At 37.9% G+C, this 26,280-nt stretch carries 20 protein-coding genes and 1 riboswitch; of the genes, 3 read left to right on the top strand and 17 right to left on the bottom strand.

Annotated features, from left to right (window positions below; translation table 11 throughout):
* Positions 1-269: 269 nt before the first annotated feature.
* The 9 genes from glgD to P0N36_RS10070 form a co-directional block, all read right to left on the bottom strand.
* Positions 270-1,391 (bottom strand): glucose-1-phosphate adenylyltransferase subunit GlgD, encoded by a 1,122-nt coding sequence (gene glgD / locus P0N36_RS10110; RefSeq protein WP_275842728.1) that lies wholly within the window; start codon positions 1,389-1,391, stop codon positions 270-272.
* On the bottom strand, positions 1,384-2,667 hold the full coding sequence (locus tag P0N36_RS10105) for a glucose-1-phosphate adenylyltransferase (protein ID WP_275842727.1): 1,284 nt from the start codon (positions 2,665-2,667) through the stop codon (positions 1,384-1,386). The genes glgD and P0N36_RS10105 overlap by 8 nt, the downstream gene beginning before the upstream one ends.
* A 248-nt stretch (positions 2,668-2,915) precedes the next feature.
* Positions 2,916-3,779, bottom strand: coding sequence for a class II fructose-1,6-bisphosphate aldolase (fba, locus tag P0N36_RS10100; RefSeq protein WP_275842726.1), 864 nt, complete (start codon positions 3,777-3,779; stop codon positions 2,916-2,918).
* A gap of 201 nt (positions 3,780-3,980) precedes the next feature.
* Positions 3,981-5,531: a bifunctional phosphoribosylaminoimidazolecarboxamide formyltransferase/IMP cyclohydrolase gene (gene purH / locus P0N36_RS10095; protein ID WP_330684005.1), complete on the bottom strand. Its 1,551-nt coding sequence runs from the start codon at positions 5,529-5,531 to the stop codon at positions 3,981-3,983.
* Between the two features lie 52 nt (positions 5,532-5,583).
* Positions 5,584-7,812, bottom strand: coding sequence for a formate C-acetyltransferase (pflB, locus tag P0N36_RS10090; protein WP_275842724.1), 2,229 nt, complete (start codon positions 7,810-7,812; stop codon positions 5,584-5,586).
* Between the two features lie 87 nt (positions 7,813-7,899).
* Positions 7,900-7,997: riboswitch (ZMP/ZTP riboswitch) on the bottom strand.
* Positions 7,998-8,061: 64 nt separating this feature from the next.
* A complete protein-coding gene (locus P0N36_RS10085; protein ID WP_275842723.1) occupies positions 8,062-9,384 on the bottom strand; it encodes an NCS2 family permease in 1,323 nt (440 codons plus the stop codon).
* Positions 9,385-9,534: 150 nt separating this feature from the next.
* Entirely contained in the window at positions 9,535-10,542 is a 1,008-nt protein-coding gene (gene trpS, locus P0N36_RS10080) for a tryptophan--tRNA ligase (protein ID WP_275842722.1), read from the bottom strand.
* A 77-nt stretch (positions 10,543-10,619) separates the two neighbouring features.
* Complete coding sequence (locus P0N36_RS10075; protein ID WP_275842721.1) at positions 10,620-12,536, bottom strand: hybrid sensor histidine kinase/response regulator; 1,917 nt, start codon at positions 12,534-12,536, stop codon at positions 10,620-10,622.
* Between the two features lie 10 nt (positions 12,537-12,546).
* On the bottom strand, positions 12,547-13,206 hold the full coding sequence (locus P0N36_RS10070; RefSeq protein WP_275842720.1) for a GTP pyrophosphokinase: 660 nt from the start codon (positions 13,204-13,206) through the stop codon (positions 12,547-12,549).
* Between the two features lie 142 nt (positions 13,207-13,348).
* Between P0N36_RS10070 and P0N36_RS10065 the strand changes: the two genes are divergently transcribed.
* Positions 13,349-13,825, top strand: coding sequence for an S-ribosylhomocysteine lyase (locus P0N36_RS10065; RefSeq protein ID WP_275842719.1), 477 nt, complete (start codon positions 13,349-13,351; stop codon positions 13,823-13,825).
* Here the strand turns inward: P0N36_RS10065 and P0N36_RS10060 are convergent, their stop codons facing one another.
* Positions 13,826-14,467: a TraX family protein gene (locus P0N36_RS10060; protein ID WP_275842718.1), complete on the bottom strand. Its 642-nt coding sequence runs from the start codon at positions 14,465-14,467 to the stop codon at positions 13,826-13,828. It abuts the gene before it with no gap.
* A gap of 105 nt (positions 14,468-14,572) precedes the next feature.
* Entirely contained in the window at positions 14,573-18,355 is a 3,783-nt protein-coding gene (locus tag P0N36_RS10055) for a phosphoribosylformylglycinamidine synthase (protein ID WP_275842717.1), read from the bottom strand.
* 127 nt (positions 18,356-18,482) lie between these two features.
* Between P0N36_RS10055 and P0N36_RS10050 the strand changes: the two genes are divergently transcribed.
* Complete coding sequence (locus tag P0N36_RS10050) at positions 18,483-19,361, top strand: LysR family transcriptional regulator (protein WP_275842716.1); 879 nt, start codon at positions 18,483-18,485, stop codon at positions 19,359-19,361.
* 126 nt (positions 19,362-19,487) lie between these two features.
* On the top strand, positions 19,488-19,988 hold the full coding sequence (locus P0N36_RS10045; protein WP_275842715.1) for a DUF5668 domain-containing protein: 501 nt from the start codon (positions 19,488-19,490) through the stop codon (positions 19,986-19,988).
* 52 nt (positions 19,989-20,040) lie between these two features.
* Here P0N36_RS10045 and amrA read toward each other — a convergent pair whose 3' ends face one another.
* From amrA to P0N36_RS10015, 6 genes are all read right to left on the bottom strand, one after another.
* Positions 20,041-21,468 carry an AmmeMemoRadiSam system protein A gene (gene amrA, locus P0N36_RS10040; RefSeq protein ID WP_275842714.1) on the bottom strand — a complete coding sequence of 476 codons (1,428 nt, stop codon included), beginning with the start codon at positions 21,466-21,468 and terminating at the stop codon, positions 20,041-20,043.
* Complete coding sequence (amrS, locus tag P0N36_RS10035) at positions 21,469-22,317, bottom strand: AmmeMemoRadiSam system radical SAM enzyme (protein WP_275842713.1); 849 nt, start codon at positions 22,315-22,317, stop codon at positions 21,469-21,471.
* A gap of 28 nt (positions 22,318-22,345) precedes the next feature.
* Positions 22,346-23,575: an NAD(P)/FAD-dependent oxidoreductase gene (locus tag P0N36_RS10030; protein WP_275842712.1), complete on the bottom strand. Its 1,230-nt coding sequence runs from the start codon at positions 23,573-23,575 to the stop codon at positions 22,346-22,348.
* A 156-nt stretch (positions 23,576-23,731) separates the two neighbouring features.
* Positions 23,732-24,409, bottom strand: coding sequence for a FadR/GntR family transcriptional regulator (locus tag P0N36_RS10025; protein ID WP_275842711.1), 678 nt, complete (start codon positions 24,407-24,409; stop codon positions 23,732-23,734).
* Between the two features lie 62 nt (positions 24,410-24,471).
* The gene (locus P0N36_RS10020) at positions 24,472-25,494 is read right to left on the bottom strand and encodes a sugar kinase (RefSeq protein ID WP_275842710.1); all 1,023 of its coding nucleotides are present in this window, start codon (positions 25,492-25,494) and stop codon (positions 24,472-24,474) included.
* 37 nt (positions 25,495-25,531) lie between these two features.
* A complete protein-coding gene (locus tag P0N36_RS10015; protein WP_275842709.1) occupies positions 25,532-26,176 on the bottom strand; it encodes a bifunctional 4-hydroxy-2-oxoglutarate aldolase/2-dehydro-3-deoxy-phosphogluconate aldolase in 645 nt (214 codons plus the stop codon).
* Between the last annotated feature and the right edge of the window lie 104 nt (positions 26,177-26,280).

Here is a 26,280-nt window from a genome sequence, read left to right as displayed (position 1 = left end):
TATTTGTCTTGCTAATTATTAAGGAAGTTTAAAATCTTTTGCAGTGTTGGAAAACTTTATTATACACACTGCTTCCAGGAACTTCATGGTCGGTGTTGGCCTAATATAGTATTCCGAGTAGTCTTAATTATCCTTGGATAAGTTGAGATGACACAAAAGCGATCACTTCAAAAAACAACTAAAAAAGTCTCTAAGCTTTATTCGCCTAGAGACCCTGATCATCACATTACACATTAGGTTTAACCCTGCTTTGACACAAAACCTATTTGTTAGATTTCCATATGTTTGCCTACAATAATCGGGAAACTTCGCTCCCCTTTTAAGGCTTTGCCTTCTTTGACTGTTACTTCTTTGTCTAGGATGACATAGTCTAGATTTGCATTGGGTTCTATCACCGTATCTTGCATAATAATACTGTTTCTAACAACTGCACCTCTACCAATTTTTACGCCCCTTGATAGAACACTGTTATAAACCTCACCTTCGATGATACAACCATCTGCAACAATAGAATGGTTGACCACTGCTTCTTCATTATACTTCGTAGGTGTCTCATCTTTAACCTTTGTAAAGACCTTACCATCCGTATTGAATAATTCTTGACGAACTTCCGGTTCAATCATATCCATATTGCAGTTATAGAACATGGATATTGAACTTAGTGAACGCCAATAGCCCTTATATTCATATCCCATTATATTGAGTTTGTTTAACTTACGAATCAAAATATCTTTAACAAAGTCATAATGGCCATGAGCTTCACTCTCTTCAAGAAGTTCAATGAGCAATGTGCGCTTCATAATATATACCCCAAGTGATGCTATTTTACCATCTGGTGATTGAGGTTTTTCTCTAAGATCAATAACACGTCCCTGATCGTCAAGTTTAATGATACCAAATTCTTTAAGCTCGACCGGGTCAAGATCCGACATATCTCGGTACATGATTGTAATGTCTGCTTCCTGCTTTTCATGGGCATCTACCAATAGATTAAAGTCCATTCTATAGATACAGTTCCCTGTCGCTATGATGGCATACTCATCTGTGCTTCGCTTCAAAAAAGAAATATTACTGTACATGCCATCCGCCGAACCTCTATACCAGCCTGAATTCTCTCCTGCTAAATAGGGCGGAAACATGAATAGACCATTGTTCCTTCGATCAAGATCCCATTCTTTACCAGCACCCAGATGATCCATAAGCGATCTGAAACTGTATTGCGTAACAACACCAACTTTGTCAATGCCTGAGTTAATCATATTGGATAGAACAAAATCGATAGCCCTATATTTTCCACCTACCGGTATTGCTGATACAGACCTTTTTGCTACCAACTCTTTCATGCTTTCTTTTCGTCCACCTGTAATAATGATTCCTAAAGCTCTACTCATGTCTCGTACCTCCTTTAAATACTGTTCCTCCGGAAGCTATGTTCAATGTAGCATAGTCCGAGGCATCGACGCATTTGTGGATAACGACATTTTTCCCAAGTATAGCTTGGTCCGGTATAAAAGCACTTTCAGCAATAACATTAATGCCTGTGTTATAAATATCCGGTTTAATTGTATTAACCACCAATTCGCCAACACCCATTTCCACGCCTTCTCCTACAACCACTTTTTCTGCAAGAATACTTTTATAAATCTTAGTATTCTTACCAATGACTGCGTTGGACATAATAATAGAATCTTCTACGTATGCACCTTCTTCTATAATAACGCCTGGGAAAATAATTGAGTTTCTAACTGTTCCATAAACCATACATCCTTCTGCAACAATTGATTTTTTGACACTTCCCTTTGGACCAATATAATGAGCTGGCATGACCGGATTGGTTGTATAAATCTTCCAATTGTGGTCAAATAAATTAAATTCTGGTACACGTTCAATCAAATCCATGTTAGACTCCCAATAGGACTGAATGGTACCAACATCTTTCCAATAGCCTTCAAAAGCATAAGCAAACATCCTTTTGTTTTCTTCAAGCATCATTGGAATAATGTTTTTACCGAAATCTTTTTCAGACAATTCATTATCATCGTCACGAATTAAGTATTCTCTCAAAATATCCCATGTGAATATATAGACACCCATGGATGCTAGATTACTCTTAGGTTGAGCCGGTTTTTCTTCAAACTCAAGAATGCGATTCGTCGCATCTGTATTCATTAAACCAAAACGGCTGGCTTCCTCAATTGGTACTTCAAAAACGGATATCGTCGCATCCGCTTCATTTTTCTTGTGTGCTGCCAACATTTTAGCGTAATCCATTTTATAAATATGGTCACCTGATAGAATCACCACATACTCTGGTGCTACCTTATCAATATAATGAATATTTTGGTAAACCGCGTTAGCTGTTCCGGTAAACCAGTCATTGTTTTCCGACCTTAAATAGGGTGATAAAATTGTTACGCCACCATTATTACGATCCAAATCCCAAGGCTTACCAATGCCGATGTGGGCGTTCAACTCTAAGGGTTCATATTGAGTAAAAACACCTACCGTATCGATACCTGAATTGATACAATTGCTTAAAGGAAAATCAATGATTCTAAACTTACCACCATATGGAACGGCTGGCTTTGCAGTTGAAGATGTCAATACGCCTAACCTACTGCCTTGTCCGCCTGCAAGTAGCAAGCCCACTAATTCTTTAGTTGCCATTTTAATCTCTCCCTTCTATTACGCGTCTGTTCTACTTTGTGTTAACATAAAGCCTAGACTACATACTACTATTTTAACATAAAGATTAGCGTTATACCAACAAAAAAACGTGTATACATATAGGCCCTGTAGCCTCTTCCATCTTGTCCTAATTGCGCCCTCAAATGTCTTATAAGATCTTTTATTATGGCTCAAAAAAGGAGTAAATCCTAAAGATCTACTCCTTTTTATGCTAAATCATCTAACGATTATGCTTGGTCGATTGATCCAAATAAAATCATCTTTTCTTTTACGGTTGCCTTGATAGCTTCAAAGCCTGGTGCTAGTAACTTACGTGGATCAAAACCTTTTCCCACTTTGTCTTTGCCTTCTTCGATATATTTTCTGGTTGCAGCTGCAAAAGTCCATTGACATTCTGTATTTACATTGATTTTGGATACACCTAGGGTGATGGCATCTCTTACCATCGCATCCGGAATACCTGTTCCGCCATGTAGTACTAAAGGACGATCGCCTGTTAACTTTTGAATCTCTTCAAGTGTATCTAGGCTAAGACCTGCCCAGTTTTCTGGGTAAGCACCGTGAATGTTTCCAATACCTGCGGCTAACATATCTACGCCAAGATCATTAATTCTTTTACATTCTTGTGGATCTGCAATTTCACCAGTTCCGATGACACCGTCTTCTTCGCCACCAATGGAGCCTACTTCCGCTTCCACGGAAATACCTTTTGAATGAGCTAATTCTATGATTTCTTTGGTTTTAGCAACGTTTTCTTCAATGTCATAATGTGATCCATCAAACATGACTGATGTAAATCCAGCTTCAATACATTTTTTGGCACCATCCATTGAACCATGATCTAGATGAACCGCAACAGGTACAGTGATTTTCAAATCATGCATCATACCTTTGACCATACCCATAACGGTATTGTACCCACCCATATACTTACCGGCGCCTTCAGATACACCTAAAATAACCGGTGAATTATTCTCCTGAGCCGTTAATAAAACCGCTTTTGTCCATTCCAAATTATTGATATTAAACTGACCTACTGCGTATTTCCCTGCTTTCGCTTTTCTCAACATCTCCGTTGCAGATACTAACATATTCATTACCTCCATTTTATTGGGATGGCTAAATACTAACACCATCTATTTTATTGTTTCATATATGGTTAGGTGTCAAATTGACGCCTAACCATTTACTAATAAGTTTTATAGGTTCTAACAAATTATATCATAAAACAACCATATGTGAAGGTTTTTTGCTTTGAAATAATGACCAATAAAATATGGCTTTTTTTAGTCTTAGTGTTTAAAATGTCTCATGCCTGTAAAGACCATGGTTATGCCGTACTTGTTACACGCATCGATGGATTCCTGATCCTTCATGGACCCACCAGGTTGAATGATGGCTGTAATGCCCGCAGCAGCTGCTGCCTCTACACAATCTGAAAATGGAAAGAATGCATCGGACGCTAAAGATGCACCTTTTAGTATCCTATCACCTAATGCTTCCTTGCAGTGATCTATGGCTTGATTACAAGCCCATATCCGATTCACTTGTCCCGGTCCTACGCCAAGAGATTGTTTGTTTTTACCTATGGCAATACCATTGGATTTTGCATATTTCACGATTTTCCATGTGAATTTTAAATCTTCCATTTCTTCAGGTGTTGGTTTACGATCCGTTACGACTTCTAATTCACCTTCGTACAGTACATTGTCAATGGTTTGAACCAGTAAACCACCACTGACTTTCTTTAAATCATAAGCTGTATCTGCTTGCTTCACTTCAATATTATCAAGTTGTAACAATCGAATGTTCTTCTTTTCTCTTAATATCTCAAGGGCTTCTGCACTATAACTTGGTGCCACTACGATTTCAATAAAAATCTTATTGATTTCAAGGGCTGTTTTTGAATCAATTTCTCTATTGGCCACGATGATACCACCGAAAATAGATTTAGGATCTGAGGTATATGCTCTCATATATGCTTCATATATGTCGCTACTACTGCCTACGCCACATGGGTTTGCATGTTTACAGGCTACCACTGTCGGCTCACTGTATTCTTTACACAATTCAAGAGCTCCATGGGTGTCATTGATGTTGTTAAAAGAGAGTTCTTTACCATGAAGCTGAACGGCATCGGTTAACATGCCTTTTGTATTCCCAACTTCTTTGTAAAAAGCTGCTTGTTGATGGGGGTTTTCCCCGTAGCGCATGTCTTGAACTTTTTCAAAGGTCATGGTCATCACTTCCGGTAATTCAGTTGCGCCTCTTTGTTTCCTCATATAAGTAGCAATGAGTGTATCATAGCTACTGGTATGCTCAAACACCTTTGAACTTAAGTAGAAATTGGTTTCCTTCTTTACTCTCTTCCCTGTCTTTAGTTCATTAAGTACAACTTCATAGTCTGCCGGATCAACAATAACCGATACGTCTTGATAATTCTTGGCTGCAGATCGTAACATGGTTGGTCCACCTATATCAATGTTTTCAATGGCTTCATCTAGCCCCACACCTTCTTTTAGAATGGTTGCTTTAAAAGGATATAAGTTCACCACAACAAGATCAATTGGTGTTACGCCCAGTTTTTGTATTTGCGCCATATGCTCTTTGTTATCGCGTCTTGCTAATAGTCCTGCATGAATGTGTGGGTCTAAAGTCTTCACTCTTCCATCTAAACATTCAGGAAACCCGGTGATATCCGATATACCGATAACCTCAACGCCTTGTTCTTCTAGTACCTTAGCTGTTCCTCCTGTAGAAATAATGTCTACGTCTAATGCTCTTAAAGCTTTTGCAAATTCAACAATGCCCGTCTTGTCTGAAACACTTATCAATGCTCTCATAATCATAACTCCTTTAATTGTATTAGGTGATTGAGGGTTTCTTAACCATTTCTTATATCACATTATGGAAGGTCCTTCCTATGACCTCCAATTGTTGTTCTGTGCTAAGTCGATTGAAATTCACCGCATAACCAGAAACACGAATGGTCAGGTTTGGATATTTTTCCGGGTGAGCCATGGCATCCATGAGCTTTTCTTTGTTTAACACATTTACGTTAAGATGATGGGCATTGGCATCAAAGTAACCGTCCAATATACCTACAAGATTTGATTGCCTGCTACCATCTTCTTTTCCAAGGGCTTTGGGTTGAATTGAAAAAGTACAAGATACACCATCCCTACAACTATCATAAGGGATTTTTGCAACGGAGCTCAATGAGGCAAGGGCACCATTTTGATCTCTTTTGTGCATGGGGTTAGCACCTGGCGCAAAGGCTTCTCCTGATCTCCTTCCATCCGGTGTGGCACCTGTTTTCTTACCATATACCACATTAGAGGTTATGGTTAATATTGACAAGGTATGTTTAGCATCCCTATAGGTCTTACTCTTCTTTAATTCAAGAATGAAATTGGTGGTTAGTTCAGCTGCAATCTGATCCACACGATCATCGTTATTGCCAAATGTGGGGAAGTCACCTGATGTCTTAAAGTCATAAATATAGCCTTCTTCGTTCCGAATCGGTTCAACCTTGCCGTACTTGATAGCGCTAAAAGCATCTGCCATAACGGAAAGCCCTGCCATACCAAAGGCCATATGTCGTTCAACATGGGTATCATGTAAGGCCATTTGTAATTTCTCATAGGCATATTTATCATGCATGTAATGAATAATGTTCATTGTATTCACATAAAGCTTGCACAACCAATTGTGATAGATTTCAAAACGTTCCTTAACCGCTTCATAGTCTAGAATAGTACTATCTATTGGCTCCATTTCCGGTCCTATTCTAATACCTGTTGCTTCATCCATACCGCCATTTATAGCCAAAAGTAAAACTTTGGGCATGTTACACCTTGCACCAAAAAATTGCATCTGCTTACCCAGTTCCATGGCTGATACGCAACAGGCGATTGCATAGTCATCCTTATAGCGCACTCGCATTAAGTCATCATTTTCATATTGAACTGAATCCGTTTCAATAGAGACTTTTGCACAATATTTTTTAAAGGCTTCTGGAAGGTCTTTTGACCACAAAACGGTCATGTTCGGTTCCGGAGATGGATTAAGGTTATACAGGGTATTGAGCATTCTATAACTGTTTTTTGTTACCAATGTACGTCCATCCAAGCCCATACCGCCGATAGCTTCTGTAATCCATAAAGGATCACCTGCAAAAAGCTCATTGTATTCAACGGTTCTAAGTTGTCTCGCCATTCTTAGCTTTATAACCAAATCGTCCATCAACTCTTGAGCCGCTACCTCATCTAATCTTCCCAGTGTAAAATCTCTTTCAATATAAATATCTAAGAAAGTACTAACACGGCCCAGGCTCATGGCTGCACCGTTCTGTTCTTTTATGGCACCTAGATACCCATAGTATGTCCATTGTATGGCTTCTATAGCCGTCTCAGCAGGGCCACTGATATCATGTCCGTAAGTTGCTGCCATTTTTTTTAGTTTTTTCAAGAAATCAATTTGTCGATAGACTTCTTCCAACAAACGAATATTATCCACATCCATTGAAACTTGGCCGAGTAATGCTTGATCTTCTTTCTTTTTCTGAATTAGAAAATCAACACCATATAAAGCTACACGCCGGTAGTCACCGATGATACGACCACGACCATAGGCATCCGGTAAGCCTGTTATGATGCCAATGCGCCTGGCATTTTTCATTTCTTCGGTATAGGCTCTAAAGACACCGTCGTTATGCGTTGTTTTATATGTAAATTCTTCTTCCACTTTTCGGCTTAGTTTATAGCCATAGGCTTCACAGGCACTTCTTGTTAAACGGATACCACCAAAAGGGTTAATTGCTCTTTTTAAGGGTTCATCGGTTTGCAAGCCAACAATCCTCTCATTTTCTTTGTCCAAATAACCTGGGTTAAAGGTTAAAAGTGATGATACAGTTTGAGTGTCTATAGCAAGAACCCCGCCACATTTTTCTTCCTCAAGTCTTAAGGCCTCCAGACGATTGATCATTTCTGTTGTCCGACACGTTGCCGGCTTCAAAAAACCATCATCGCCTTCATAAGGTGTGTAGTTTTTCATGATAAAGTCCCTTACATTGATACTTTTTGTCCAATCACCTTGGTTAAAACCATGCCATTGTTCCATCATCATTAATTCTCCTTTTCTTCTGCTTGCTCGAAACAATCTTGATGAAAAACAACAAAAAAGACCGCCCAAGCACATGAACTTTAATAGGTTCAGCGCCCAGGCGGTCGGCATTCTTACTCTGATGATCAGAGTGTCTCCATACTCCCTGTGGGTGCTCCCACTTTCCGCCAGTCATATGGAGATAAAACATTTATTAAATTTACTACTTTGTTTTGACCTTTTAACACTACTTTAAGGATTATTATACCCTTAAATGATGAAATTGACAACCATCAATATGGAAACGACATACATCAATATACTCAGTTTATTTGCTTTTCCTGCTAAAAGATTAATGATTGTATAGGACACAAAGCCAAACACGATACCATCTGATATGCTATAGGTAAGAGGCATTACAATCATGGTTAAGAATGCAGGAATGGCTTCTGAGTAATCACTAAAGGTAATCTTAGCAACAGATTCCATCATATAGAATCCAACGATAATCAAAGCAGGTGCTGTTGCAAAAGCAGGTACAGCCAAAAATATTGGTGAGAAGAATAAAGCAACTGCAAAAAGTGCCGCTGTAGAAACCGCTGTTAATCCTGTTCTACCACCGTCTGAAACACCAGCTGCTGATTCTATATATGTGGTTGTGGTGGAAGTACCAAGAACGGCACCAACTGTTGTTGCCACTGCATCAGCAAATAAAGCTTGTTTTGCCTTTGGCAAATTACCTTTTTCATCTAAGAACCCAGCTTTACTGGATACACCGATTAAGGTTCCTAGTGTATCAAATAAATCTACAAATAAGAAAGCAAAGACCACCACTAGAAAGTCTAAAGTCAATACCTGACTAAAGTCTAATTGGAAGAAAATAGGTGCCAACGAAGGGGGTGCCTGCATAATAGCAGATGGAATGGTTGGGAAGGTGGCTACAAAGTCCGGTACATACCAACCTAAAAGCTCAGTGATCATGGCTAGAATCCATGTGCCTAGGATACCAATTAAGATGGCACCTTTTACTTTTTTAACAACCAAAAGTCCGGTCAGTAAGATACCTATAATCGATAACACCACCGGCAAAGAGGTTAAGTCACCAAGGGCAACCAATGTAGCTTCATCACCCACAACAATACCGGCATTTTGGAACCCGATAAAAGCAATAAAGAGACCGATACCGGCGCTTACAGCGTATTTCAAATTAAGAGGTATGGCATTAAACAGAGCTTCTCGAATATTAACCGCTGTTAAGAGTATAAAGATAATACCTTCAACAAAAACCGCAGTTAATGCAATCTCCCATGAATAGCCAAGACCAATTACAACGCTAAAAGCAAAGTAAGCGTTTAAACCCATCCCAGGCGCCAAAGCAAAGGGATAGTTGGCAAACAGAGCCATACATAAGGTACCTACAATCGCCGCTACCGCTGTTGCTGTAAAAAGTGCGTTCTTGTCCATGCCGGTGACACTTAGAATATTGGGATTAACAATGAGTATATAAGCCATTGTCATAAACGTTGTTAATCCAGCCAATAATTCTGTACTTACATTGGTGCCATGTTCCTTCAGTTTAAAAAATTTTTCCATAAAATTTTTTGCCCCCTTTTGTCATTGTTGGGTAACCGGGTATCATAATCCTAAGATGTACCATTATTGCTGATGTACCATTATTGCTACTGATTTTAATATTATAGAAATCTGGTCCTACTGTCAACCATTTAGAGTCCTCACCTGCAATTATTGAGGATAGCCTACTTTTTTCTTGACTTTTCGAAGTACCCGTTGTGCAAGATGACTTGCTGACTCAGCATTTTTATGAATAATACCGTCAAGATATGCCTTGTCTGACAATATCTCTTTGAAACGCTTTTGGATAGGTTCCAGTTCAGCTATTAGGGCATCGGCCACTTCTTCTTTAAGCTCTCCGTAGCCCTTGCCTTGAAAATGTGCTATTGCCGCGTCCGTGGTCATGTCCTTTGACAAGCAGTAAATATCAATTAAGTTTCGAATACCTGCTTTTTCTTCTGTATAGGCAATCAAATCCTCTGAATCTGTGACCGCTCTTTTTATTTTCTTACGGATGACACTTGGTTCATCCAACAAGGATATATAAGCATTCGGATTTTCATCCGATTTCGACATTTTTTTGGTTGGTTCCTGAAGACTGGCAATACGTGCACCCATCTTAGCTATATAAGGCTCAGGCACTGTAAATGTGTCGCCATAAATACCATTAAAACGACTCGCTATATCTCTGGCCAACTCCAAATGTTGTTTTTGGTCGTTGCCAACCGGAACTAAGTCGGTTTTAAAGAGTAAGATGTCTGCCGCCATTAATATAGGGTAGGTGTATAAACCTGCATTCAAGTTCAATTCGCTTTTTTGAGACTTTTCTTTAAACTGTGTCATTCTGTTTAGCTCACCCATATAAGTGAAGCAACTTAAAATCCAGGATAACTCTGCATGTTGAGGCACATGAGACTGATAATAAATTAGATTTTCATCTGGATCTAGACCGGCTGCAATGTATAAGGCTAAAAGTTCTCTGGCACTTTTCCTTAGTTTGACAGGATCTTGTCTTGTGGTTATAGAATGCATATCCACTACACAGAATAGACAATTGTACTCGTTATGCAACTTGACCCAATTCTTTAGTGCACCAAAGTAATTACCAATGGTTATAACGCCTGTTGGTTGCATACCGCTAAATATAATTTTCTTCTGATTCGCTTGTTCATTCATCATTTATCATCCTTTGCATTTTACTTGTAATCTCCATAACTTCTGATAGTTTATCACAGTTATAAGTCAAGGTCAAAGCCTTATTCATATACAGTTTGGGCAATAGCTTTCATCAATTCTTTACTGGTATAAGGTTTGTGCATCAATTTAAGTTGGTTGAATACAGATTTGGCCTCCATAATCGTAGGATCATTGAAGCTGGTTGTCATCAGCACTTTAATTTTCTTATTCATAGACCGAATTTGTTCAAAAACCTTAAGACCTTCAATATCTGGAAGGATGGAATCTAAAATAACCAAATCCAGTGTATCGCCATATCGACTAAAGTCATTGATTGCATCATGACCATTCCCAGCGGTCAATACATGAATGTCCATCCTTTCTAAAATGGTTTTTGTTGCTTCTAATAACATACTGTCATCTTCAATCAATAGTAATTTCAGGCCCTCAAAGCTACTAGGAACATGATGTTCCTTATGTTGATCAATCATCACAAGCCTTGTTTTTTGATTCGGGAATAGAATCTTAAAGGTTGTTCCGCGTCCGACTACACTGTCAAGTTCAATGGTGCCACCATGGCTCTCAACAATGCCAAGGACCGTAGCCAGACCAAGTCCTGTACCTTCCCCTAGCTCTTTTGTAGTAAAAAAGGGTTCAAAAACCTTATTCTGAATATCCTCATATATACCTGAACCGTTATCCGATACTTCCAAACAAACAAATTGTCCACTTTTTTTCATAACATTGTAGGTTCTGATTCTGATTTTTCCTGATTCACCGATAGCATCTTTGGCATTAACACACAAGTTGACTATGATTTGCTCCATTTGCGTCTTGTCCGCTATGATATTTTCCACTTGATAATCCAATTCTAATTTCAAGCTGATTCTTTCACCGATAATTCGTTCCAACATATGGCCGATTTCTTCAACTGATGTGTTTATGCTTAGAATTTCTTTATGAACACGGTCCATTTTACTAAAGATCATGAGTTTCTGAATCAGCCCTTCAGCCTTATATGCCGCTTCTCGTATATTTTTAACTTTGGCTACTAATTCATATTGCTCTGACTTTACCAGATGATAATGAACCAAATCTGAATACCCTAGTATAACTTGCAAAATATTATTGAAGTCATGGGATATACCACTGGTTAGTCGACCTATGGCCTCCATTTTAGTTGACCGGTTCACTTTAAACTCAAGTTTTTTCTGTTCTGTCACATCCCTATATGTTTTGATGAAGGCACTTATACTCTTTTGATTGTCGTAAACCGGTATGGTTAACTGATCAATAATCCTATCTTCAAAATCAATAAGTCTACTTTGCTTAATGCCTGTTCTATGTATATAGGCATTGTTACAATTTTCACATACCTTGTCTTTCTCATGGAAGATTTCATAGCAGTAATCATAGATTGACAATCGATCTTTGGGGATTGCAAACAGATGTAATAAAGCCTCGTTACATCGTATCACTTTTCCCACACTATCTGTAATCATTAACCCATCATAGCTATTTTCAATGATTCTTTCAATCCACAACTCATTGGTTTCATAATGGACACTTTGTTCAACCATATTCCTATATAAAAGTTTGTATTTTTCTTTTTCTTCAACCAGCTGTTTTTCTTTTTCTTCTATAATTGACTGCCAGGATGTTAGTAAGTCCGCCAATTGTTTAACTTCCTTATATCTACTAACTGAAATCAGATTATCATTTAATTCTACTTCATTCTTTTGAAGTAGCGCCATCATTTCGTCTATTGCTTGATTGATTCTGTCCTGTTCTTTCTTTCTATGCTTCAAGTAGAGGTAGGAGGGTATGAATAAATATATAATACTTAGAAACAAGATCAATATACCTTGCACTATTCCTAATTCCATTTTATTTGTCATATATATCATGCTAGCTACTATCGGTATATAAAAAATCACAAACAAAAAGACCTTCATATTATGGTCTATAGGTCTTTTGATAGAATCCGTTCCATTCATAAAGCTTCACCTATTTTTCTATATTTTTGGTTGAATTGCCTTCTTTATCCTTAACTTCATATCGATCAATCTCTTCTTTTATTGTCATCATTTTACGATCCAAGTCTTTAATAATGGATGCGCATTTTTTGAGCTCTAGAGCAATGTGTGCCGGTGCTTTGTCAAAGTACTTATATCTTAATTTATGTTCTAACGTAGCCCAATAATCCATAGCAATGGTTCTAATTTGCACCTCAACCGGAACCCGTTCTACACAATCCGATAGCTGAACCCGTACATCTACCAATATATGTAGGCTTTGATAACCTGATGCTTTCGGATTCTGAATATAATCTTTAATATCAATAACCTTAATATCTGTCTGATGAATCAGTGCTTCTAATATACCATAAATATCCGATGTGAAAGCGCATATGATTCTAACGCCTGCTATGTCATTTAGATATCTTTTTGCATTAGCAACATTTACCGGTTTTTCCTTCTGTTCCAATTTCCTTGCAATACTTTCATAACTTTTAAGCCTTGTCTTAATGTGCTCTATCGGATTGCTTTCTCCTTGACTTTCATAAGTTTCATAGAGTCTGTTTAATATAATCTTGATTTCTTCGATTGCGAAGCCATGGATTAAGAATAGCTGTTGCCATTCTTCTTTATTCATGTCCTTATACATACAAACACCTTCCATCTATAATGATGTAGCCCTATTATAAATACTCTGTAAAAGTATTTCAAGTCTTTACGAAAATAAGCTTCTATGTTTTAATGAACTATAAGGCATATAAATCATGACACCCCCTTAGGAGGAATATATTATGGATAAAATACCAAGTTTTAACGTCAATCATTTAGAATTATTGCCCGGTATATATGTCTCTAGAAAAGACCATATCGGTGAATATACCTTAACTACTTTTGACATACGAATGACACGACCTAACTTTGAGCCTGTTCTACAAACTGCCGAAGTTCATGCTATGGAACATATGGGTGCAACTTTTTTGAGACAACATGCTACTTATGGTGACCAAGTTATTTATTTTGGTCCCATGGGATGCCGGACCGGTTTTTATCTCATCCTAAAAGGTGACCTCACCTCAGATCATATTGTCGGGTTAATTAATGAACTCTTTGAGTATATGGCTAACTACAACGCCCCTTTACCCGGTGCCTGTGCCAGAGATTGTGGTAACTATCTGGATATGAATCTGCCTATGGCAAAGTACGAGGCCCGTCGTTTTCTTAATCGCATTGAAAATATTCAGCCCTTACAACTTAATTACCCAGATTGATTACTTCCAAACTATTTTAATCAGATAAAGTACCATAAGGTGAACCGGATAAAAGCCATAAAAAAGGAACTTCAAATGGATACCCTTTTTGCCGTTATAGGCCAATATCAAAGGTAAGGCAAATATCGCTAAGCCCTGAACCATACTTCCCATCATGAAATTAATTGCTCCAACGGCGCCACAAGCGATGATTCTCTTATCCCTGAAAAAATCAAAAAGAAAAATCATACTTATGCCATAAATCGTATAGTCTGTTCTTAGTATAACACTCAGTGCACCTATTAAAAGTACAGCCATCATGGCTAACATAGGCTGATGGGCCTTATAACGATGATAGAGCCATAAACACACCAGTCCAAGAAAAAGGGTGAAAAATATATTTTGTTTATAAAAATCTATAAAATTACCTCGAAAAGCTAAGTCATAGGGTATTTCCGATATTAGGGCAAAAATACCTAGTCTTATACCGTATTTCTTGATATTTTTTGTGTGATGGAAACCTTCAACAATAAGAAATGTAAATATTGGAAAAGATAACCGTCCAATCATTCTTAAAAGGCTGACATCCGGATAAAGTATTGCACCGATATGATCAATTAACATAGTAATACAAGCAATAATCTTCAAATTAGTATTCGACATCATCTCACCTCACAAATTATTTTCATACATGCTGCCATGTTTTTTGTAGATCATATTATAGTTACTGTAAAAGGGGGCTAACTAGCCCTCTTTATTATACCACTTTTATTTCGTAAAGTACGCTACACCGGACTCGAATATTTTTTGATCTTGATTACCAATAATGTTGATTGCCACATTGGGGCCGATTCTTTCTGAATGTCCCATCTTTCCAAGTACCCGCCCATCCGGACTTGTAATCCCTTCAATGCCATAAACAGAACCATTAGGGTTAAATCGACCATCCATTGTTGGATTACCTGACAAGTCCACATAGGTGGTGGCAATTTGACCATTTTCAAACAAGCTTTTAACAACTTGGTCACTGGCTACAAAACGTCCTTCACCGTGGGACATTGGTATTTTAAATATCTCACCTGGCTTGACACCGGATAGCCACGGTGACTTATTTGACATAACCTTGGTTCCTGCCATACAAGATACATGTCTTCCGATTGTGTTATATGTTAGTGTTGGTGCGTCTTTCGTCAGATCGGTTATATGTCCTGATGGTACCAGACCTAATTTGATTAGTGCTTGAAAACCGTTGCAAATGCCAATCATCAAACCATCTCGTTCATAAAGAAGTTCGTGAATCGCTTCTTTAAGTACTTGGTTTCTAAATATGGAAGCAATAAACTTTCCTGAGCCTTCCGGTTCATCACCGGCACTGAAGCCTCCAGGAAGCATAACGATTTGACTTTTTTCAATCATTTTTGCCATTGCTTTTAGTGAACGGGTTATGTCGCCTGCTTTAAGATTTCTAAAGACCAATGTCTCTACATGAGCACCTGCTTTCTCAAAGGCTCTTTTGGAATCGTATTCGCAATTGGTACCCGGAAAGACCGGCATAAATACTTTTGGCTTTGCAACTTTATTTTTGCAGATATAAATCTGGTCATAAGTTTTTATACCCTTAATTATTTCTGATGCCTCTGTTGAAGCTTGGAGCGGGAACACATTTTGCAACCTGGATGTCCAAGTATTTATTAGCTCTTCTATTTCTAATTTATGTTCTTGTACTTTTATCACAGCATGCTCCGTGGTTGTTCCAACCATTATAAACTCATCTTGATCCATTAAATCTTCTATAGAAATATCCGGTGCCAATTCAACCAGTATAGAACCATATTCCGGAGTAAAAAGCTTTGGTCCCACCACAGATTCTTCAAGTACAATACCAATCTTATTGCCAAAAGTCATTTTGCTAATCGCTTCTGCCATACCACCAATTCCAATAGCATAAGCTGAAAGAATTTCTTTTTTTCCAATCATATCATATATGATTTCATAACTTTTTTTCATCTGTTCAAAATCCGGTAAATCAAATTGATCCCTTTTTTGTAGTATACATGCTACTTTGTGATCGACACCTTTAAACTCAGGCGATATAACCCGTGTCACATCCACCACATCGACTGCAAAAGAAACTAAGGTTGGTGGCACATCAATATCGTGGAATGTACCGGACATACTGTCTTTGCCTCCAATAGAAGGTAATCCTAAAGCCATTTGTGCATGATAAGCACCAAGCATCGCGCCAAAAGGCTCGCTCCAACGACTAGGGTTGTCACCTAATCTTTTAAAATATTCTTGAAAAGTAAACCGAATTTTTTTGTAATCTCCACCGGTGGCTACTACTTTTGCAACAGAATCCAGCACGGCATAGATTGCACCGTGGAAGGGACTCCACTTTGTAAGATAAGGATTGTATCCGTATGCCATAATGGTACCTGTTGTAGTTTCACCTTTTTCTAGAGGTATTTTCGCCACCATACTTTGAGTGGGTGTTAATTGATGAATGCCTCCATAAGGCATCAATACACTTCCTCCACCGATAGAGCTATCAAAACGCTCTTCAAGCCCTTTTTTCGAACAGCAATTTAAGTCCTTTAACATTCCAATCCAATGGTCGTAGGTCCTTGCTTTATCTGCAAATATATCTTGTCTTGATTTAAAATAGTTTTTTTCCTTAGGCAAACCTACATGAACCTTAGTTCTAGATGTTGCGCCATTTGTGTCCACAAAACGTCTGCTCATATTAACAATTGCTTTGTTGTTCCATTCCATAACCAGTCGCTTTTCCTCAGTTACTCTCGCAACAACAACCGCTTCTAAGTTTTCTTTTTCTGATGCTTCAATAAACCTGGTCACATCCTGAGGGTCTAGTACAACAGCCATCCTTTCTTGAGATTCGGATATGGACAATTCCGTTCCATCTAGGCCTGCATATTTTTTTGGTACTGCATCTAGGTTAATAACAAGGCCATCTGCCAACTCACCGATTGCAACGGATACACCACCTGCTCCAAAGTCATTACACTTTTTGATCATCGATGCTACGGCCTTATCTCTAAATAAACGTTGAATCTTACGTTCTGTCGGTGGGTTTCCTTTTTGAACTTCCGCACCACAAGTATGAATCGAGTCTTCTGTGTGTTCTTTAGATGATCCTGTTGCACCGCCACACCCATCTCTTCCTGTTCGACCTCCCAAAAGCACGATGATGTCACCGGGGTCGGATGTTTCACGGATGACGTTTTCCTTAGGTGCCGCTGCTATTACCGCACCGATTTCCAAACGTTTTGCCACATAATCAGGATGATAGATCTCATCTACTTTTCCTGTTGCCAGTCCGATTTGATTGCCATAAGAACTATACCCATGAGCTGATTGAGTTACAATCTTTCTTTGTGGCAATTTCCCCGGTAAAGTTTTGTTAATAGATACTGTAGGATCTGCAGCACCGGTAACGCGCATAGCCTGATATACATAAGAACGACCGGATAAAGGGTCGCGTATAGCGCCACCTAAGCAGGTAGCTGCACCACCAAAAGGTTCTATCTCTGTCGGATGGTTATGTGTCTCATTTTTAAACATAACTAGCCATGATGTTTCTCTTCCATCTACATCTACAGGTACTATAATGCTACAAGCATTGATTTCATCCGATACTTCTAAATCCTCTAATTGTCCGTCTTTTCTTAGCTTTCTCATGGCCAGCAATGCAATGTCCATTAAACACACATCTTTTTCTTGGACCTTTTCACCAAAAACTTTGTTACGGTCTTCTAAATAATCCTTATACGTCGCTTGAATCGGTTGGTTATAAAAACCTTCTTCAAATGTTACATTTTCAATTTTTGTTAAGAACGTTGTATGACGACAATGATCCGACCAGTATGTATCTAACACTTTGATTTCTGTTATGGTTGGATTTCTTTTTTCATCGTTAGCAAAGTATTTTTGAGTATGAAGTAAATCATCTAGGCTCATGGCCAGTCCAAGATTTTTCCATAGTGCTGTCAACCCTTCATAATCAAAGTCAATAAAGCCTTCTATCGTTTCAACTTCTGTGGGTATATGAAAAGCCATCTCAAGAGTTTGTGGCTTTAACAGATCAGCTTCTCTTGAATCCACCGGATTAATACAATAGCTTTTAATCTTTTCTATGTTTTCCTCTGATAATTGACCTTTTAGTACAATCATTTTGGCACTTCTTACTACCGGCTTTTGATCATCTGCATTGATAATCTCAATACACTGCTCTGTAGAGTCTGCTCTTTGATCATACTGTCCCGGCAAGTATTCTACGCCAAAGACGACTTCATCAGGAGCCATTTCGAATGACTCTTCAAAAAATTGATCTACTGGCGGTTCAGAAAAAATAGTATGAAGTGCTTTTTCATAAGCGTCATCGGTTATATGACTCACATCATAACGATGTACTAAGCGTAGGTTTTCAAGTGTTTTAATGTCTAAATTCTCTTTAATGTCTTGGAGCAACTGCTGACTTTCAACATTATATCCTGTTTTTTTCTCAACAAATATTCGTCTTATGGCTTCCATAGTGCCTCCTGGTCTATTTAAATCTTTCAAAAGTATTCATTGTTTATCATTTACTTGTTCAGCTTATCATGATACTATTGAGTAGTAAAATTAATAATATTAATAGCTTTTATAAGGGGTGCTTATTATGAATGTTAATCTAGAGCTTTATAGAGTCTTTTATTATGTGGCCAAACATTTAAGCTTTTCTGTTGCCTCTCAGGTGTTATATCTTTCACAATCTGCTGTCAGTCAAAGCATTAAGCAACTTGAAACCAAATTGAACACACCCCTATTTAATAGAAGTACTAAGCAAGTTACTTTAACGCCTCAAGGCATAAAATTAATGGAATATATTGAACCTGCTCTTAATTTGATTGCCGGTGGCGAGGCATACTTAAAAGAGACCATGACTTTAGATCGTGGTCAGTTGCATATTGGGGCCAGTGACACCATTTGCAAATACTATCTTTTGGATTATTTTAAAAAATTTCATCATTTATACCCCGGTGTAGAAATACGGGTTACCAACCGTACTTCCTTACAATGCGTCGCACTCCTAAAAAAGGGACTAGTAGATCTCATTGTAACCAACCTTCCAAATCCTTCCATAAGTGATGATATGCAAGTTATGCCGGTTCTAGACTTCCAAGATGTTTTTATTGCCAGTAATAAATACAATATTGCTTCAGAATCACATACACTTCAATCTTTATCAAAACACCCTATTCTAATGCTTGCCAAACAAACCACAACCAGTAACTATTTATATCAACTTTTCGAATCTGAGGGTCTAAGTATAAAACCTTCTGTGGAACTTGGGAGTATTGATCTGCTAATTGATTTGACTGGTATTGATCTTGGTATCTCTTTTGTGCCGGATTTTTGTATGAAAAATCGACCGAACTTTCGCATACTAAAAACATGTAAGCCGATTCCAAGAAGACAATTGGGTGTCGTCATCCCTGAAAAACGTCCCTTATCTGAAGCCTCAAAAAAATTTATTGCACTGCTATCCAAATTCTAATAATACAGGCGTTTTATAGTTTTGACTCTTTAACTATTTTTAGATTCTTATAATCCGATTTTAATACTTCAGTGGTATGATAGTAAAGAGTCAAAACATTGCTTACAATTAAGGAGTCGATTATATATGAAGAAGAATAAATCAGCAGGGATACTATTAATACTATTTGGCTCTCTTTATCTGGTTCTTCAGATACTTAGCCAATTGAATATCTTAGTCTTAAATTTTTGGAATCTGTGGCCTCTAACCACCATTGCAATTGGTATTGCCTTTGAAGCCATTTATTATGGAACAAAAAAATATCCGGGATTTTTGATTCCCGGAGGTATTTTTACTACTATAGGTTTGCTTCATCTTTTTGAAGTGATTACCCATTGGCAGTTCTCAGTCTATACTTGGCCTATTTATGTTCTATCTATATCCATTGGCTTTTTTCACTATCATATGATCACTCAAGAACAATGGTCAAAGGTCATCAGCATTATCTTCTTAACACTTTTTGCGCTAAACACTTTTATTGTTGCTACAATTCTATTAGATGGGTTGATCAGCTTCAACTTTGTGTTTTCAACTATCATCATTATTGTTGGTCTTTTGCTTATTCAAAGAGCACGACCTCATAAATAAGATAAAAAACTATATAGTGAAACTTAGTTTTACCCATAAACATAAATGTTTGTTATATATGTCTTTCCACTTCAAACCTATATAAAGTAAAGCCGTCTTTTTTTATTATGCCGGCTTTCTTTTTTGCAATCTCCACTTGTTGATCTACAGTCTCTATCCCTTCAAGATTTGGTAATAACAAGCCTCTTTTATAACCGTCTTCAACAATGACACCATACTTTTCTACATCTAAATCCTCTTTAGATACTATTTTTTCAGGTGGGTACAGTCGATCGACTTTTATCTCTAATGTCATCAGTTCCCATGCTTCTATAGGATTGAATCTAGGGTCACTTGAGCATGCACTGATTGCATTATGTATGATTTCCTCTATCAAGTCTTCAAAGACAGGTTCAATGGTGCCTATGCACCCCCTTAGGCTACCCTCTTTATGTATGGATACAAAGATACCTGACTTTTGATTCATCAGTTCATGGATTGTGTCTCCATCAACATAGGCGGTAACAGCTTCTCTACTTATTTTTTTTCCAGTTTTTACATATTCCTCAATCGTGCCTCTGGCAATCTTTACAAAACCATCTTCTGACTTTTTCCTATCTTCATAGGCCTTCATTGCTTCTTCGCTTAATTGTACCCTCTTTGATTTACCCAAGGTTGTAAAATCATTGACTAAATAGCCTGTTAGATAGCCTACTCCAAAAGGTCCTTCATAACTCTTTACTTCACTGTGATAATCATAACCATCCATAATACCAAATCCCATAAGAAATGAATTCAAACCACATTGTGCCGCATCTGAAATGTCTTTTGGTGAAAGGTTCAATAATATTTCCGGTGACTTATTCTCAATCGCTTTTACAACCAAAGCATCAAAAGTTTTTCCATAAGGATTATAAGTATAAGGTCCGTCATCTGTCAAAGCATGAGATAAATCCCCACTACATATGACAACAATCGATTCGTTGAAGCATCTTATAACATCTTTCATGGTGACGCCATAGTTGTAATGATCAAGTGCACTCATTCCACAAGGTGTCACATGTACCAGCTGGTACCCATCATATACTTCATCTACAAAGTACAAAGGTACAAGAGCGCCATGATCAATCTTCACCTGAGTACCATAACTTTTCTCCATTTCTTTATCCAGTACAAGGGACACTAAATCATTTTCTTCCCAAGCCATTTGTATCAAATGGGTTAATGGTAGATTAATCTTTTTTGACATGGCCACGTCAGAAACACCAAAGCTTTTTAAATCTCCATGAACATAAGGCGTACCCAGCATACAGATACCATTACTAAAACTATGACCGTGTGGGGTAATCATTACGATGGTTTCAGGTTTGATTTTTTTGATTTTTTGAGCTACCCATCGATAGCCTTCTAATGTCTTACCCATAATTCTTTCTCTACCTTGTCCAACCTCCGGAATGGCTATGGGTGGGTGAGGTAAAAAAAACACCTCTATAGATTGCATCTAATCACCTACATTTCCTAAATATACATAAGTAAAATACTGTCTTGCTACCTTTTGCATTTGTAACATAAGGTCTATGTTGGTCGCTGGTAAGTCATATTCATAAACAGGAAAGTAACGGGATATATGGATTGGCATATCACCCACTTCGGAAAATAGCCATGCTAAGAATCGACTCATTTCTTGTAGATTGTCATTGAGTCCTGGTACAATCAACATGGTCAATTCTACATGCGCCATCACTTTGGCTCTTTTTATGGTTTCTATAACTGGGTTAAGACGACCACCGCACATATCCAACATTTTTTGGTCATCATATGTTTTAACATCTATATTCATGGCATCTATATATGTTAACAACTTTAGCAAAGGTGCTTCATTGATATACCCATTGGTGACGAGTACATTAGCAATCCCTTTTAAATGAGCTGCCTTCGCTGTTTCGTATACCATTTCATAGAAAACTGTCGGCTCGTTATAAGTATATGCGATTGCTTCCAAATCATTCGCAATGGCTTGAGCCACAATGGCTTCTGGTGTCATTGTAATAACCCTTGGCTTCTCTTGGCTAATTCTGTAATTCTGGCAAAAGGGACATTTAAGATTACAACCGTAACTACCAACCGACAAGATTTGAGTACCTTGTCTCCAATGGGCTAAAGGCTTCTTTTCTATAGGATCAATCTGTATACCAGATACCTCACCAAAGTTCAGGGCTATCAGTTTACCATCACGATAAATCCTTGTTTGACATATGCCTAGATGATCAGGTTTAATGATACAGTTATTTGGACACAGCTGACAAATAGCCCATTCTTCAAACGTTTTGTAAAACATTGCCTCTTTCATAAATGCCTCCCCATACCTTCAACTCTGTTTAATTCGCCGATAAAATCCCAAGCAATTCATCCGGAGATGATTTCTTTTTCATAGCTTCCACGACCAATTTTGTTTTGCTGTTATCGCCAATAATGACAGCACCAATTAAACCTTGATGCTTGAAAAATAGTTTTTTGTAGATTCCGTTTGCTAAGTCTTCAAAGCCCAAAACAGCAATATCATCACCGTCTTCATAATTAACATGTCCAATAGAAAAAACATTCATATTCAAACCATTAAATGTATTAGAGGGTATGAAATCCTTATAAGTTAATCTATCCCCAACTGCGTTAGCACCTGCCACATTTCCTTGTTCCATAGCTTCCGGCCAAATGCCATAGTTTTTTTCTGAGAACTGGGCAACATCACCGGCTGCATAGATGTATGGATTACTTGTCTGCATATGTTTATTAACAATAATGCTTCGATCATATTCCAATCCCGCTTCTTCTGCCAGATAACCTTCTGACACAATTCCAGCAGATATAATTACCAAATCTGCCGGTATCTTACGTCCATCCATTAATTGGACATATTCTGCCTTGTGATGCCCAATAATCATAGATACTGCATTTCCTTTTGCAAGCTGTATCCCTTGCTTTAAAATACCATCTTCAAAAATATGGGCACCTTTTTCATCAATCTGTCTTGGCAACAATCTATTGGCGAGTTCAACTACCGTTATATCAAGCCCCAATGATTTTAATTGATCGGCTGCTTCAAGACCTAAAAGACCACCACCGATAATCACGGCTTTTGAACATTTTTCTGCATATTCCTTAATTTTATCCGCATCACCTATATTTCTCAGAGTGAATACGCCTTCATAATCTGCATTTTTTATCGGTGGAATAAAGCTTCTGCTACCAAGCGCCAAAATCAATTTGTCATAGGCCATCGTCTCACCCTGAGCTGTTTCAAGGGTCTTATCCTCTACATTGATTTTTGTGACATTCACACCCAGTTTCAAATCTATATCTTGATCTTCATACCATTTATGTTTATGCATATAGATTTTTTTCAAGACTTCGTCTTGTGCTATATACTCTGATAGTAAAGGTTTATAGTATATGACTTGCTCTTCTTGATCGAGTACTGTCACTCCCACCTCTTGATTTCTTTTACGAATAGCTTTTGCTGCAGATATGCCTGCAGCACCATTTCCTATAATAATAATTCTTTCATTACTTTTTATTTCTGATTTATCTACTTGTTCTACTTTTTTCATAATATAATAAGTCCTCCTTGTTTCAGACGCGTTTATCAACTGATAATCATTTTCTATTAACTGATAATATTGTAACACGTAATGTATTGAATTTCTACAGCATTTTAAAAGACCTTGTCAGATTTCTCTAACAAGGCCTTTATAGGAGGTTTTATATTAATTATAGCCTTTAAAACCTTGAAGCCCATATAGGATATGGTCTTGCATTGCCTTTTTTGCTTTTTGAGGATTTCTTTGTTTTATGTAATCCACAATTTTTTCATGCTGGCGTAATACCTCTTCAGCAGATTCCGGATTGTCCTTCGTTTTCAAATACCCTCCGACAATGCCTTCATTAATAAGAGGTACAATCCTATTCATAATGATATTATGACTGGCGTCAGCAATGGCTGTATGGAAGGCAATATCTGCTTCTGTATGATTCTCACCGGATTTTATTTGTTCTGAGACGATTTCATATGTTTGGAAAATCTTATCAAAATCAGATGGTCTACCTCTTTGTACCGCTAGCTTCGTCATCTCAGGTTCAAGCAACAATCTTATTTCAAAAAGATCCATAAGAAGTCGGTCCTCATTAATAAAGTCCATACCCAAAGGGTCTTTGGTTAAGCCCGGTTTATCGGATACATATGTACCTTTACCTCTTCTAACCTCTAATATGTTCGTTGATACTAATATTTTGATTGCTTCTCTTATGGTTGAACGACTTACATTCACCATCTGTGTCATTTCTATCTCATTGGGTAATTTGTCACCGGGATGATAATCCTTATCCAAGATCATTTGCTTTATACTTTCTGCAACTCTTTGTGAGAGTATCGATTTATCATACATTTTCAGACCTCCAAGATTTCTTCATACTGATACTATCTAAAAACCGGATATCTGTCAATGTCTTATCGTTCAACCCTACCCGAGCCGTCACCACCACTTAAGCGTAAGACTTCATCAACCGTAGCATGATTGAAGTCACCTGCTATGGTATGTTTCAAAGCTGAAGCTGAGACTGCAAACTCCAAGGCTTTTCCTTGATCTTCATAAGTCATTAATCCATATATCAAGCCTCCGGCAAAAGAATCACCGCCTCCGACTCTATCTACAATTCTAATATCATAATGTTTGGACTGGTAGAATGCCTGACCATTATAGATCAATGCAGACCAACCATTATCAGACGCAGAATGACTTTCTCTTAGAGTCGTTACCACATATTTAAAATCAAAAGTCTCTTGCATCTGTTTGAAGATACTTTTGTACCCTTCTATCTCAAGTTCACCACTGGTTACATCTGTCTCACCCGGCTTAAAACCTAGTACTTTTTCTGCATCTTCTTCATTACCTATACACACATCCACATAGGCCATAAGTTCTGTCATACAGGCTTTAGCTTCTTCCGGTGTCCATAGTTTTTTACGGTAATTCAAATCAACAGATACTGTTACACCATGACGTTTTGCTGCCTGCAAGGCTTTTAAAGTCATCTCTCTAGCTTCTAAAGATATGGCTGGTGTTATTCCGGAAAAGTGAAACCAGTCCGCTCCTTTAAATATTGAATCAAAATCAAACTCTTCAGCTCTTGCTTCAGCTATAGCTGAGTGCGCCCTATCATAAACAACATTAGATGCACGCATAGATGCACCATGTTCAAGATAATATATGCCTACCCGGTCTCCACCTCTAAGCACATAGTCTGTATGGACACCATATTTTCTAAGCTCATTAACCGCACTTTGTCCAATTGGATTGTCCGGAAGTTTTGATACAAAATACGCATCCAAACCATAATTGGCCAATGACACAGCCACATTTGCCTCGCCACCACCATACACGATATCAAATTGGTTGGCTTGAACAAAACGTTGATGCTCCGGTGGTGACAGTCTTAACATGATTTCCCCTAAGGTTACTACTTTTTTCATATTCATTTCCTTTCCGATCTTGGTTAAAGTGTTGAATCTAAGATTGTCTTGCCATTTTTACGGCTTCAACAAATTTCCTTGCCGTTTCTGTTACAGCTGCATAGTCTCCAGTCGCTGCGCCTTTAGTTAAAACACTGCCAACACCAACTGCAACAGCTCCGTTTTTAATCCATTGGTCCACATTAGAAAGATCCACACCACCTGTGGGCATATAGTTTCCTTGTGGCAAGGGTCCTTTAAAAGCAGATATTATTGAAGGTCCAAAAGCATTTCCTGGGAATACTTTTAATATATCAACACCCAACTCAAGAGCTTCAACAGCCTCTTTGGGTGTCATAATACCCGGCATTACCGGAATACCATAACGATGACACATTTTTACCAGTTCAACTTCAAAGCATGGGCTGACAATATATTTTGCACCTGCCAAAATACAAGCTCTTGCCGTTTCAGAATCAAGAACTGTACCCGCACCAATAATAACATCTTCATCTTTATAGACTTCTGCCAGTTCCTTTATAATATCTAATGCTCCAGGTACTGTCATCGTTATTTCAAGTGCTTTGATACCTCCAGCTTTTATTGCTTCAATTGTCTTAAGACCTTGTTCTTTTGATTCTGCTCGAATAACCGCTACCACGCCGCTTTCTACCATTGCATTTACTATCTCATATTTCTTCATAAATTTCCTTTCTTATACATTGTCTGTTGTCTGACATCTTATGTCAATTATATGACCCGTTAAGACTTTTGTCAAGTTCGTCTTTTTTTTTGCGCATAAAAAAA

The sequence above is a fragment of the Petrocella sp. FN5 genome (assembly GCF_029210395.1).
Taxonomy (GTDB): Bacteria; Bacillota; Clostridia; order Lachnospirales; family Vallitaleaceae; genus Petrocella.
The sequence above is the reverse complement of the archived record's forward strand: the minus strand, read 5'-3'. Positions and strand labels throughout refer to the sequence as shown.